The sequence below is a fragment of the Burkholderia aenigmatica genome (assembly GCF_902499175.1).
GTDB classification, from domain to species: domain Bacteria; phylum Pseudomonadota; class Gammaproteobacteria; order Burkholderiales; family Burkholderiaceae; genus Burkholderia; species Burkholderia aenigmatica.
Genome location: NZ_CABVQC010000008.1, coordinates 58,804 through 71,726 on the forward strand (window position 1 = coordinate 58,804; position 12,923 = coordinate 71,726).

Sequence of the window (12,923 nt, forward strand, 5' to 3'; positions counted from 1 at the left end):
CCAGCGACTTCGCGATTATAGCGATTTTTGGCGCAAACGCCAAGCCAGCCGGTAAAAGCAGCGCGTTGCCTGCCTTTACGGGCCCAAAATGCGAAATCGGGCTGCCCGATCGACCGGCGCCATCGTGGCACGCCGGTGATCGGTTATGCCGACGGCCAAGCAGCGGCACGCGACATATATATAGCCGAAAGCAATAAACGCAATGCGTCGCACCGACAGAACCGGACGACTGCCGATCCTTCCGGTACGCCGGCGGCTTTGCACCGCCGCATGCCTGGACGCTTAGCGGCTGCGCGTGCGGCTGCGCTGCGGACGCTGGCCGCCGCGTGCACCACCACCGTTGCTGGCGGCGCCCTCGGCACGATTGCCGTTCGGGTTGCGGTTGCCGCCCTTACTGCCGCCGCGTTTGGGTCCCGCGCTGTCGCGCTTGGGGCCTGCGCCATACGACGCACGGTTGCCGTCGACATCGCCACGGCCACCGCCAGCGCGATTACCATCGCGTCCACCGCCCGCACGGTTGCCGTCCCGGCCGCCGCCAGCGCGATTGCCGTAGCCCGACGGCGCGACCGGCAGGCTGCCGTAGCCGCTCAGACCCGGCAGACCCGGTCCGCCGCGGCGACCACCGCCGCGACGCGGCTGATCCAGCTGCCCGTGCGTCGTCAGCACCGGCTCGCGGCCGATGAAGCCCATCGACGTCTGCATCGGATCGGGCTGACGACGCTCGGCTTGGCCGGCACCGCCGCGCTTGCCCTTCTCCTCGGACGGCGCCTTCAGGCCGACGGTCGCCATCAGCTTGCGCACCTGCGCGTCGTCGAGCTCTTCCCAGCGACCGCGCTTCAGACCGCGCGGCAGCGGAATCGGGCCGTGGCGCGTACGGATCAGACGGCTCACCATCAGGCCGACCGCCTCGAACATACGGCGCACTTCGCGGTTGCGGCCTTCGGCCAGCGCGACGTGATACCAGTGGTTCGTGCCCTCGCCGCCACCGTCGCGGATGCGCAGGAAGTTCGCCGGGCCGTCATCGAGCTCGACGCCGTGCAGCAGCTTCTGCCGCATGCCTTCGGCCAGCTCGCCGACGACGCGCACCGCGTACTCGCGCTCGACGCTGTAGCGCGGATGCATGAAGCGGTTCGCGAGGTCACCCGAAGTCGTCAGCATCAGCAGACCTTCGGTATTGAAGTCGAGGCGGCCCACCGCGAGCCATTTCGCCGTCTTCATCGGCGGCAGGCGGTCGAACACCGACGGACGGCCTTCCGGATCTGCGTGGCTGACGATCTCGCCCGTCGGCTTGTGGTACAGCAGCACGCGCGGCGGCTTGTTCGGCAGCTTGCGCTTGACCGGCTTGCCGTTGATCCGCACCTGGTCGGTCGGCATGATGCGCTGGCCGATGTGTGCGGGCTCGCCGTTCACCGACACGCGGCCGGCGACGATCAGCTCTTCCATTTCGCGGCGCGAGCCCATGCCCGCTTCCGCCAGCACCTTGTGAAGCTTCGGCGCATCGTCGTCCGGCGACAGCACACGCTTGTTCGCCGGCTGGCTGCGACCGCGACGCAGCATCGGCGCACGCACGCCGCTACCGCCCGCGGAATTGTCCGCATCGAATGCCGGCGACGTCACGTAGGCGAACAGCTCGTCCTGGGACGCATCGCCTTCCGCCTTCACCGTGCCGCTTTCAACCTTCGCCGCAGCGCCGCGACGGCCCTGGCCACCCTGGCTGCCTTGGGCCTTGGCCGCACCTTCGCGCTTGGCAGCAGGCTTGCGAGCACCCTTGGCCGCCCCTTCCTTGCGCGGCGCACGCGCCGGCTGCTGCGCTTCGTCGGCTTCGGCCGGCTGCGCGTCAGCGCTTTCGCCGCTCTGCGGCTCGCCTTCGGCGCCCTTCGACTTGGCCGCCGCGCGACGCCGCGCGATCAGGCTACGCGGGCCTCGCCGCAGACCGCGGCGGGGACGCTCGTCGCCACCCTCGGCCGAAGCGCCCTGCTCCGGCGCATCGTCGGCACGCGCTGCCTGCACGGCAGGCGCGGACGATTCAATATCGTGGATATCTGTCAAAACAACCTCAAAATGTCAGGTCTCGCGCCCGGCTCGGGCGCGGCAAGAAGTTGGCCGCGATCAGGCGCGACGCTGTTCGGGTTCTGCTTCGTCGTCCGACAGCGCGTCGGCACCGATCGGTGCACTGGCGCTTCGTACGGCGTCGGCGAGACTGTCGGACGTATCGTCCAGCATCTCGCCGTCCGCGGGACGGGAACGGGAGGCGTCGGCCTGGCCGGCCTCGCCGGGCATGTCGCCGGCCGCTTCCGCTCCGTCTCCGGCAACCGTTTCGGCAGCCGGCTTGCGATCTTCCTCGCTCCAATCCGCGCGCAGCGGCTCGGGCTGCACACCGGCAGGCACTGCTTCGGCGCCAGCCTGTTCCAATTGTTCCGTTTGCCCGCGACCAGCATCGAGCGTATCGCGGCTCGGAATTTCCTGCGTCGACGCGACGTCCGCCGCGGGACCATCCGGCAATCCCGCCGATTGGCCGGCGGATGCCTCGTCCGCGTGCGACGTATCGCCCGCCGCATCGTCGGCAACCGGCACGCCCTCGTCGAAATCCATTGCCTGCTGAGCCAGCAGCGCAGCCTCGATGTTCGCGGCCGGCTCTTCGAGCGCAGGCAGATCATCGAGCGCCTTCAGGCCGAGGTCGTCGAGGAACTGCTTGGTCGTCGCATACAGCGCCGGGCGCCCCGGCACGTCGCGATGGCCGATCACTTCGATCCAGCCGCGATCCTCGAGTTGCTTGACCACCTGCGTATTGACCGTCACACCGCGAATCTCTTCGATGTCGCCGCGCGTGACGGGCTGCCGGTACGCGATGATCGCGAGCGTTTCGAGCACCGCGCGCGAATATTTCGGCGGCTTCTCGGGATGCAGGCGATCCAGATAATGACGCATCGCCGGCTTGCTCTGGAAGCGCCATCCGGTTGCCAGCGCCACCAGTTCGACGCCGCGGCCGGACCAATCCTGTTTCAGATCTTCGAGCAACGTGCGGACCGTGTCAGCCGACACGCCGTCGGCAAAGAGCTTGCGCAAATCGCCGAGTTTCAGCGGTTCCTGCGCGCAGATCAAAGCAGTCTCGAGGACGATCTTCGCCTCTTGGGTATTCATGCAGCTAGGTCAGACCCTGTGGTCAAACGAACCGGATCAACAAACAGACGAAAGGAACGGAAGACGCGCTCGCCCGATTCTGATCGGTCATATTGATGGGAGCACGAACCGGGGGCGGCGAACCAACTTCAGGCCAGGCCCAAACCGGACGGAACAGCACGGCTCAACGACGGAACCGCGTGACTGAGCGCCATATTACGCAAAATTGCCCGGTGCGTAAAGATGAGCCGAACGGGCTGCCGCCAGCGCGCCGTGTCCGCTCCGGCCCCGCTTCAGCGGGCGGCTCCGCCGCGCGCGAGGAACCGGCGCAGCCGTTCAACGCCCGCGTCGAGTCGCGCCGGATCGCATGCGTAGCACCAGCGCACGAACCCTTCCCCCTCCGGGCCGAATGCCCGCCCGGGCGCAAGGCCGAGCCCCGCATCGCGCACCAGTGTCTTGCAGAACGCCAGACTGTCGGCCGCGCCCGGCAGGCGCAGGAACAGGTACATCGCGCCCGGTGGAGGTGGCACCTCGACGCCCGGCAGAGTGCGCAGCGCAGCGACCAGGTGATCGCGCGCATCGCGCAGCGCCGCGACGAACGATCGCACGAACGGCTCGCCATCGCGCAGCGCGACTTCGCCTGCGGCCTGCACGAAGCCGGGCGCGCACGACGTGTTGTACTCGACGAGCTTCGACAAGTCGCCCATCACCACTGCCGGCGCGATGAGCCACCCCAGGCGCCAACCCGTCATCGCCCACGCTTTGGAAAACGAATTCACGACGACGACCCGCTCGTCGCGCGACGCGATGTCGAGGAACGATGGCGCGCCGCCCGCGCCAAACGCGAGCCGCTCGTACACCTCATCGGCAACCAGCCAGATGCCGTGGCGGCGGCAATGGGCGAGCACGGCTTGCTGGTCGTCGCGCGACATCGTCCAGCCGGTCGGATTGTTCGGCGAGTTGATCAGCAGCATCCGCGTATCGGGCGTCAGCGCCGCAAGCAGCCGCCCGACGTCGAGTTGCCAGCCCGCATCGCCATAGCCGAGCGGCACGCATTCGACCTGCGCGCCAAGGATCTTCGGAATCTCGACGAGATTCGGCCACAGCGGCGTGACCGCGACGACCCGCTCACCCGGACCGACCAGCATCTGCGCGGCCAGCATCAGCGCGCTCACGCCCGAACTCGTCACGGCCACGGTATCGGACGCCGTCGCGCCGTGACGGGCACTGACGTAGGCCGCGATCGCGTCGCGCAGTGGCGCAGTACCGAGGTTGTGCGTGTAGAAGGTTGCACCATCGCGCAGCGCCGCGGCTGCGGCGTCGCGGATGAAGTCCGGCGTCACGCGATCGGATTCGCCGAACCAGAACGGCAGCATGTCCGGCACGCCAAAGCCGGCGTTTGCCACCTCCCGGATCAACGACGGTCGCAACGCGTGCACCGCGTCGCGCGCCGCCGGCGCGCCGGCCACCGGAAGAAAGTCTGCGGAATGCGTCATCGAGCACCACCATCGAGGAACACGATCCGCGTAGTGTACCGGCCCGCAAGCCGGACCGGCGCGCGGCGCTGCGCTGTGCGTCAGTCGAGATCCTCCGCCCTTGCCGGCATCTGTCGCACGAGTTCCCAGATCGCCTGCGCAGCGGGCGACAACGACCGGTCGCGGCGGCGCACCAACTCGACCGTGCGCTCGGTGCGCGGCGTGAGCGGCCGCGCGACGAGCGTCGAGCCGGCAGGCAGCGGCAGCGACAGCCACGGCTGTACGCTCACACCGACGCCGGCCTCGACGAGCCCGAACACGGTCGCCGAATGCCCGAGCTCCTGCATGACCGTCGCGTTGACGCGATGGGCAGCCAGCGCGGCATCGATCAGCGGCCGGCTTCCCGACGCATGATCGAGGAGCACGAGGCGCTCGCCGTCCAGTGCCGTCCAGGGCACCTCGGCACGCGCCGCGAGCGGATGGTCGGCGCGCGCGACCAGGCAGAACGAATCGGTCATCAGCGATTCGCAGACGAGATCGGCTACCGTGAGCGGCCCGATCACGACGCCGAAATCGACCTCGCTCGACTTCACCTTGCGCAACACGTCGCTCTGCACGTCGTCGCGCAAGCCGAGCGTCACGAACGGAAACTGGCGCTCGCACGACGCCACCACGCGCGGCATCAGCCGGCATGCGATCGTCGGGCTGGCCGCGACGATCACGCGCCCGCGGCGCTGCTCGCCGATCTCGCGAATCTCACGCAGCGTGTCGTCGAGATCGTCGAGCAGACGCGACACGCTCGCGATCAGGTTCGCGCCGACATCGGTCAGTTGCACGTCGCGCGTCGTGCGGTCGATCAGCTTCAACCCGAGCTCGGCTTCGAGCTCGCGCACGCAGCGGCTGACCGCGGACTGCGTGAGTCCGATCTCGCCGCCCGCGCGACTGAAGCTCTTGAGCCGCGCGACCTCGATGAAAACGCGAAGCTGGCGCAGCGTGACGTTCATTTCCCGACCTCATCAATCGTCGATATCGATGCGTGATTTTAATGCGCGAATCCGGCTTCGATGTGCGAATCAGGCACCTGCCCCACATGTTTCGCTGCGGTGCAATACAACCGCGAACGCACGTGGCGCGGGCGAACTGCACAAGATTGGTGATTGTCCCGATTTGCTGGCGGGTTATTTTGGCGTCTTATACGCCCCTAGCTGACTTAGCCGTTAGCTCGCTGCCAAGCGGCTCTCGAGGGAATTACCTCCGACATGGCACGCTTCGTGCATTACCTGGCGCACAGGGCGCAGGTTTCGTCGGACGGAAGAGCAGAAACGCCGCTGCCGGCCAACCGGACGCCCCCACCCGGCACTCGAGGATCGAGTGCTTGAAGAGTGCGCGGCGCAGGGCAGCGCACCGGAGTTAGCTTCGCTGAGGTGAGGACATGATGCTGTTCGACGATTTGAGAGATAACGAGTGGGCGCTGGTCGAGGGTCTGTTTTGCTCGGAACCCGCACGGAGTGAGCGGCGCGGCCGCCCCCGCGTGGAAGCCCGCTCGGTGGTGAACGCCGTGCTGTGGGTGCTGTCGACCGGTGAAGGCTGGTCGAAGCTGCCGGGCCGCTATCCGTCGCCGCCGACTTGCCGTCGTCGCTTCGACGAATGGCAGGCGGACGGCACGCTCGCCGAAATCGTGAAGCGACTCGGCACGAGCGGCCGGCAGATCTCCCTGCGCGGGCGTATCGGCGCAAGCGCGGCGAAGCCGCCCGCACCGCCGAGCCGCGACCGGCTGCGCGGCGCCTTCTGGACCAATCCGGAATCCTGGCGCGCGCCCGTCAAGATGGCGTAACGAATGCTCGATCGGGCGGCTACGGCCGCCCGGTTTCTTTCTGCGACGCGACCCGTTCGCGACGCCTGCATTGCCGTCGATTACCGTTGTCGTGCCGAGATACATCTATTTACCAATATTTACAGCAAGCCTGCACTCCCACGCTTACCTTAGCGACATATCAACAGGCCGCGTCGACGGCTTGAAGGGAGCCCCGCCATGAAACCAATGTCACTGCTCGTTGCATGCGGCATTGTCATTTCCTTGGCGCTGTCCGCTCCAGCCCGGGCCGATGATCGCGCGAAGCCGCCCCATCATCAGCAGGATCACCGGAACACCGTCCGCCAGCCACCGTCCGCCAACTCGCCCAGCCGGCAGACCGTGCCGCGTGGCGATCTGCGCGGCGACATCGCCAACAATGCGCGGGCACGCATTGGCTCGCAGCCGTCCGACGGACCGCGCCATCCGTAGTCCTGCCAATTTAAGGATTTCGCCAAAGAAAATGCCCGCAGTCGGGAACTGCGCCGCATGCGACGAGTCACAACGTTGCCATGAGCACAGCGTGGCAACAGCAAAAGTATCCGGTACGCCCGTATCCTCGCGATACGGGCTTTTTTTTGGCATCGCCAGCCGCCGCCCGGCGATGCGCGCGACGGGATGATCGGCCGCTACAGGCGACTTTCGAGAATCGCCACGGCACTTGCTTCGCTCAATGCGTAGTCGGCCATGCGGCGATCGGTCCAGGAAAGTAATTTCTCGTCGCGCTCGAGGCGCGAGAATTCGGCTCGACCGCTTTCGGTCAGCACGGCAATGTCGACCGGTGCGTGGAAGCCCGGCGCGGGAGCAACGGTTTTCTGCCTGACCGTGTCCATCAGCCCGAGTGAACGGAGATACTCGAACACACCCGGGCGGCGTGCCCACGGTACCTGGCGGTACTGCACTCGTCTCAATGCGTCGAGCACCGCTTCGTTGGAATACGTGGCCATCTCGATTCTTTCTTAAAGTGCAGCGACAATGCGAAGCGGCGCGCCGGACGGAATCTCCGCCAGCCGATACCGCCACCGATTCTGGAGGCCGACGTTCGGCGTCGCGTCAGGGCCGGATCGTCAGCCGTCCATAAAAAGACACCATACCCCAATCAAATTGATTCTGTTCGATTCATTTGTACTTCTCTTCATCTGTTTCATGCTCTGCCACAAGCGGCGTCGAATCATCTCGATCGTTGCCGTTGTGGTGTTCTGGCTGCTCGCGACAGGCTGGCTCGCCGCGCCGCTGATCGCCTGGACCGAGGCGGGTGTCGTACCCGTCGAGCACCCGGACATGCATGGGCGAACCACACTGATTCTCATCGGCGCCGGAACGCAGCGCACCGACACCGGGCTAAGGCCACCGCCTGACGGAGCCGCACGCATCCACAAGGTCGCGGCGCTCTATCGCACTTGCCGGCAGCAGGCCGAGCGCTGCACCGTGGTGATGTCGGGTGGTGACCCGCAGCATCACGGCGAAACCGAGGCGGCCGTATACGGGCGCCAACTCGTCGCCGAAGGCATCGCTCCCACGGATCTCGTTCTGGAACCGGATAGCCGCACAACCTACGAAAATGCGAAATTCACTGCATCTATACTACGCTCACAGTATGACGACGCGCGCATTCTCGTCACCTCGTCGTATCAGATGCGCCGCGCATTGCTCGATTTCCACCGTTTCGGGATCGATCCGCAGCCCGTTTACGCGAATCGCCGACGCGCGCAAACGGGCTGGCTACCGCGCTGGCGCAATGTGGCCAACGCCGAGCAGGCGCTGCACGAACTGATCGGCATCGCGCAATTCCACGTCTATCGATGGCTCGGATGGTTCTGACAACTCGCACAAACCGGAACGAAAAAGGCGGCGGCGCCCAGGATGGCAGGCGCGTGACGAACTGCACGAAGTGTTGCGCGACTTCAACGGGGCCTTGCGTCGTGCCGCGATCGGATGCACATTGATCCGTCACTTTTGTTACACTCGACACGCACTCGATTGCAGTCGCCAGACAAAACGGCAACACTCGGGTTCATCACCACTTAGCGGAGGTAAAGCAATGAAGAAGACGTCCCTGGCTATCCTGGTAGCGATGTCGGCGCTGACTGGCGCAGCGTATGCGCAAGAGAGCACGGAAATCAAGACGATCACCGATCCGGCCAAGATCTCCGAGATCGAGCAGCGCGCACAAGCACTGCAGCAGCAGCAAGCGGCCGAAGCCGCACAGCCGGCGATGCAGGAAGAGCATCATCATGGCAAGAAGGCTGCTCATCACAAGGCAGCAGCGAAGAAGGCCGGCAAGAAGGCTGCCAAGGCCGCAGACGCTGCCAGCCAGTAAGTTCGGCGGCACCGCACAAGCGAAAAGCCGAATCCGGGCAACCGGGTTCGGCTTTTTTGGTTGCGGTGCCCGTGCGCTGTGCTAAAGTCGCGCACCGAAATTTTCCACCCGTGCGCACCCCGGTGCGGAGGACAGCATGAGCAACATTCAACTCGACATCGAGTGGACCGAAGCCGCCACTCGCCAGATCAAGCAACTGATGCCCCGCGGCTCGGCCGACGCGTTCCTCGCGCTGCCGCCGATCGAGTGCCTGCCGATGGAGGGCGACGTGCTTTTCCTCGGCCCCCAAGGCAAGCAGCAACCGTTCATCGTCGCAGAGCGCCAGTATCATCACGACGGCGACGCCGACTGGACGATCATCCTGATCCTCGACGTACCCAACACGTCGCACTGACGCACCCCGCGACCGGACGCGTCCGGTCGCCCCACCCGGCTCAGACGAGCTTCGACAGCACGCGGATTTCGGAACGTTCGATCCAGTTCGCGGCCGCTTCGCGATAAGCGAGAATGTGCGCGGAGCGCGCATGAGCGGCAAGTGCCTCCTCGCTTTCCCAGCGCTCGACGAATACGAACCGCGCGGGCTCCTTCAGGTCCCGATGCAGGTCGTATTGCAATGCGCCTGCTTCATTGCGGGTCGGCTCGACGATCCCTTCGAGCTGGGCGCGCAACATATCCTCGGCGCCCGGCTTCGCCACGATCAGCGCCACGACTGCAATTTCTGCCATTCCCGCCCCCTTCATCTGGAAAAGTTCCAGAATACGCGAATCGCGCATCGGCTACGCCAGCACGGCACCGCACGACGGCCCCAAAAAAATAGCCCGCGCTTCAGAGAAGCGCGGGCGAAACCGTCGCCCTACGAGGATAGGCGACGGGGCCATCGAGATCCGCACGCTGGCGCGGATCGTCATCTGTTGCGCCGATGCTTGTCGCATCGGCATTCGAGGACGTCGATCCCGTTGATCGGGCGCTCGCGGCGCACCCCCGGCATCTGACGCCATCCTCCCTGTTCCAACGATTCCAACATATAAAGCAGATTGCATGCCAGCCACCACACGCCGAGCACCCCATTGATTTATAAGGACAAAATTTTTGTTGGTGACAATGTGGCAGACGTTCTGCCGCCGTAACGCGCGGATGTTACGTAACGTCACGAGGAGGGACCGAACCTCCCGCACACGCGTGCGCAGACGAGCGGCCATGAAAAAAGCCCGCCATGTGGCGGGCTTTTCACGGGCACGGAGAAACGTCGAAATCAGCGAAGCTGATTCACGAGCAGCCCCATGATCTGACGAGCCGCCGACGACGTGTCGACCGAACCCGAATCGTCGACGACCGCAACGCGGGTCTGGTCGGCCGTGAGCGCCTTCACATTGACACGGTACTGCTTCGCCTGCTTTTCCTTCTTGCCGTGGAACAGCTGGCTCCAGAAGCCCTGCTCGGCCGAACTCAGATCCTTCGGATCGACATAGCGCACGAAATACAGGCCCTTCGTGCGATCGCGATCGTCAACCGTGAAGTTCGCACGATCGAGTGCGAGACCGACGTGCAGCCACGACCGGTCGTACGGCTCGCCGAGCGTGACTTCCGACGGCACGGCGGCGTCGGCCGCATCGTTACCCTGCGCCGACGTGCGGGTGACGTTTTGCGCGGCAATCGCTGCAGCGGCCTTCGACGATGCGTCGGTGTCGGCCTTCTTGTCCTTCGCTACCGTGTTGTCCTTGATGTTCGCGATCGGCGGCTCGCCGTTCTTCGCACGCTGCTCGTTCTGGGCGAGCACGGCCATCAACCGCTTCAGGTATTCGGTCTCGAGCGCCGGATCGTTCGGCTTCGGTTCCCACTTGCTCGAATCGTTGTTCGCGCCCGTGATCGCTTCGCGCATGCCCTTCTGGCTGATGAACACGTAAGTGCCGCCATTCGGTGCCGAATCGAGACGCGTGCGGTACTTGTTACGCTCGGCCGTCACGTACGAGTTGCCCATCGCCTTCGAGATCACGCTACGGATCAGGCCGTCGTTGATCTGCGGATGGGTTTCGTTCCAGTCGGTTTCCATCACGCCCTTGTCGCGCTGGTCGACGACGAGCAGGAAGCCCTGCTCCTGCCAGAAGCGGCGGACCTGCGGCCAGACATCGGCCGGCAGCTTGCCGTCGATCACGAGCCAGCTCTCGGTGCCGTCGCGCTGGATATGCATGCCGGCCACGGCCGGAGCGACCGTATCCAGCGCAGGCGCCGCCTGCTGGACCTGGTGAAGCGCGGACAGGGAAGTCGCGCCGCCCTGGGGCGGCAGCGAACGCTGATCGGCCGTCTCGTCGAGCATGTTGGGCGGCACTGCGAGCGACGCTTCCTTCGATTTCGAATCGCTCTTGTAGTCCACTTTCGTGGGCGACGATGTACCGCAACCGGCGACGAGCGCGCCGGTGGCGAGCACTGCAGCGAACCGCATGGTAAGACGAAGATCAGTCATGTTCGGGGAATCCTCTTCCGCTAAATCACGGCGCTTTCCGTGGATCAACCTTGCATTTTACCGGGGCCGCGCCGCGATGTGCAAAAAAGCGACCGGCAAGAAAAAACCCGCGTCAGCCTGAGCTGACGCGGGTTTTTTGTCTGGTCGGGGCGAGAGGATTTGAACCTCATCAAACCCTCGTTGGGACAAGGCTTTCCGGGCGGTGCGTCGGCCTAGGCCGTCATGGCAATTGACACGGAGTCGCACACCTTGGCACGGGACCCCCTCTCATCGATGGTCGTCTTATGGCCCTCGAGGGTCATCGGCGGCCCGAAATCCCACCATCCAAGCCCTCCGCAATCTCAAGCAGGCGTGGCGCTCAAAGTAGGTGGAGTCCGCGGTTCTCCTTGCTTGCAATGAGAACCTCTGTCGTGCCTCGGGTCGACGATGGACTCCTCTCGAAATCACCTTGTCACCGCGCCCGGTCGTATCGATTACTGCTCCGGATCCATTGGCGTCACCCGCTTTGGTTTGGCCCCACAAGCCGTCTTCATGCCATCCAGCGCCACGGCGCCGTCATCTATCGCGCACCGGTTCGCCCCTTGGACAATCGGATAGGAGTCGCCGCATTTAGGGCACGAAACCATGTGACCGGCACCGGTCGCAGGCCATGCCATCCAGGTTCGCATGGCCAGCAGCTTCGAGCGCAATACCACCGTGATTTGTAGAGTCACCTTTACGAACAATGGCTTTCACAGCAGCAATATTTTCCGTCGCCAGATGCGAGATATACGAACACAAACAATGTGCTCAGCATGGAAATTTTTGACGGCTTACCGGAATTCAGCGCAGCCAATACCATTAATTTTCCAAAAATCGCTTACTTTATTGCGGAAAATATGAATCAAGCCCCTTCGATGCCGTCCATGCCACCCCCATATAATAATCAACCCCAGCGGCATCACGCGAGGCAATGATGTTAAGACTCATCCCGCCCTTGCAGAAATTAACGGTTTTCTCGCCATATTTATCCTTCTCACCAGATTCGATCCAGCCCAACCCAGGCAAAGTCGCTCTGCAATAGCCCAAGACATCATTTACGCCAGCGCTCGACTGAAGATGACCACTCACAGCGTTGACCGAATTTTTCTCGAACGATTGCGGGAAATAACTCCAATTATCTCCATCACGGATTTTTATCTTGCCAAACTCCATCTTGAGCGTCGAAATCGCGATCTCGTTTTTTCGCTCCAATCAAAAAATTTACAAAATCCTCTCGCCCCACAAAAACAAATACCAAACAAATTAAAGCTGAGAGAACATAAAGAATTTTATACTTTAGATTCATTTCCATTGCCCAGGCAAACCACCGAACAGTTGATGCACGTATTCGACAGACTGAAACGCCACCCCAGGAGTCTCCAGGGAAAACTCCGTAAAGACCATGGATATGACCGCTACCGTAACGCTGCAAGCCACGGCACTCATGCCCACAACATGCGTTTCCTTGCGACCTACCACCGGGCCCAGTCGGTGTTGTAGCCGTCAGACGCGACCGTGATGCGACTGGATCTTGGCCGGTTGGCGCCCAATGGCGTCATACTCATAAGTGAGCTGCGATGCCTCGCCGGACGGTGACGCACCCGCGTAAGCAGGCCTCTTCGCGCTGTATCGAAATTGCCTGCACCGACCATCGAAGCCGATCTGTATAGGGTT

At 63.9% G+C, this 12,923-nt stretch carries 13 protein-coding genes and 1 pseudogene; 5 read left to right on the top strand and 9 right to left on the bottom strand.

All coding sequences use genetic code 11. The features are described from left to right. Positions 1 to 282: 282 nt before the first annotated feature. The 4 genes from rluB to BDO18943_RS08115 form a co-directional block, all read right to left on the bottom strand. Positions 283 to 2,049, bottom strand: a complete 1,767-nt coding sequence (rluB, locus tag BDO18943_RS08100; protein ID WP_175021899.1) for a 23S rRNA pseudouridine(2605) synthase RluB — start codon at positions 2,047 to 2,049, stop codon at positions 283 to 285. A gap of 60 nt (positions 2,050 to 2,109) precedes the next feature. Then, a complete protein-coding gene (gene scpB / locus BDO18943_RS08105) occupies positions 2,110 to 3,141 on the bottom strand; it encodes an SMC-Scp complex subunit ScpB (RefSeq protein WP_175021900.1) in 1,032 nt (343 codons plus the stop codon). Between the two features lie 272 nt (positions 3,142 to 3,413). Then, positions 3,414 to 4,616, bottom strand: a complete 1,203-nt coding sequence (locus BDO18943_RS08110; protein ID WP_175021901.1) for a pyridoxal phosphate-dependent aminotransferase — start codon at positions 4,614 to 4,616, stop codon at positions 3,414 to 3,416. 80 nt (positions 4,617 to 4,696) lie between these two features. Continuing rightward, positions 4,697 to 5,599, bottom strand: a complete 903-nt coding sequence (locus BDO18943_RS08115; protein WP_089450360.1) for a LysR family transcriptional regulator — start codon at positions 5,597 to 5,599, stop codon at positions 4,697 to 4,699. Positions 5,600 to 6,030: 431 nt separating this feature from the next. Between BDO18943_RS08115 and BDO18943_RS08120 the strand changes: the two are divergent. Both BDO18943_RS08120 and BDO18943_RS42575 read left to right on the top strand, forming a co-directional pair. Next, positions 6,031 to 6,426: pseudogene (locus tag BDO18943_RS08120) on the top strand (transposase); the annotation flags it as partial. A 201-nt stretch (positions 6,427 to 6,627) separates the two neighbouring features. Next, the gene (locus BDO18943_RS42575) at positions 6,628 to 6,879 is read left to right on the top strand and encodes a hypothetical protein (RefSeq protein ID WP_235995884.1); all 252 of its coding nucleotides are present in this window, start codon (positions 6,628 to 6,630) and stop codon (positions 6,877 to 6,879) included. 197 nt (positions 6,880 to 7,076) lie between these two features. Here BDO18943_RS42575 and BDO18943_RS08130 read toward each other — a convergent pair whose 3' ends face one another. After that, positions 7,077 to 7,394: a hypothetical protein gene (locus BDO18943_RS08130; protein WP_011351791.1), complete on the bottom strand. Its 318-nt coding sequence runs from the start codon at positions 7,392 to 7,394 to the stop codon at positions 7,077 to 7,079. 157 nt (positions 7,395 to 7,551) lie between these two features. Here BDO18943_RS08130 and BDO18943_RS08135 point away from each other — a divergent pair, with 157 nt between their 5' ends. The 3 genes from BDO18943_RS08135 to BDO18943_RS08145 all read left to right on the top strand — a co-directional run bounded on the left by BDO18943_RS08135 (position 7,552) and on the right by BDO18943_RS08145 (position 9,161). Then, a complete protein-coding gene (locus BDO18943_RS08135; protein WP_175021903.1) occupies positions 7,552 to 8,268 on the top strand; it encodes a YdcF family protein in 717 nt (238 codons plus the stop codon). Between the two features lie 220 nt (positions 8,269 to 8,488). Continuing rightward, positions 8,489 to 8,767: a hypothetical protein gene (locus BDO18943_RS08140; RefSeq protein ID WP_011351789.1), complete on the top strand. Its 279-nt coding sequence runs from the start codon at positions 8,489 to 8,491 to the stop codon at positions 8,765 to 8,767. 136 nt (positions 8,768 to 8,903) lie between these two features. Further along, positions 8,904 to 9,161 carry a hypothetical protein gene (locus BDO18943_RS08145; protein WP_021162409.1) on the top strand — a complete coding sequence of 86 codons (258 nt, stop codon included), beginning with the start codon at positions 8,904 to 8,906 and terminating at the stop codon, positions 9,159 to 9,161. 40 nt (positions 9,162 to 9,201) lie between these two features. On the opposite strand, the gene BDO18943_RS08150 is transcribed toward BDO18943_RS08145, so the two are convergent. From BDO18943_RS08150 to BDO18943_RS08165, 4 genes are all read right to left on the bottom strand, one after another. Then, positions 9,202 to 9,492 (bottom strand): putative quinol monooxygenase, encoded by a 291-nt coding sequence (locus BDO18943_RS08150; protein ID WP_175021980.1) that lies wholly within the window; start codon positions 9,490 to 9,492, stop codon positions 9,202 to 9,204. 527 nt (positions 9,493 to 10,019) lie between these two features. Continuing rightward, a complete protein-coding gene (gene bamC / locus BDO18943_RS08155) occupies positions 10,020 to 11,228 on the bottom strand; it encodes an outer membrane protein assembly factor BamC (RefSeq protein ID WP_043182564.1) in 1,209 nt (402 codons plus the stop codon). Positions 11,229 to 11,701: 473 nt separating this feature from the next. Next, on the bottom strand, positions 11,702 to 11,896 hold the full coding sequence (locus BDO18943_RS42580; protein ID WP_321533530.1) for a PAAR domain-containing protein: 195 nt from the start codon (positions 11,894 to 11,896) through the stop codon (positions 11,702 to 11,704). Positions 11,897 to 12,092: 196 nt separating this feature from the next. After that, positions 12,093 to 12,422, bottom strand: coding sequence for a hypothetical protein (locus BDO18943_RS08165; protein WP_175021904.1), 330 nt, complete (start codon positions 12,420 to 12,422; stop codon positions 12,093 to 12,095). Positions 12,423 to 12,923 lie beyond the last annotated feature (501 nt).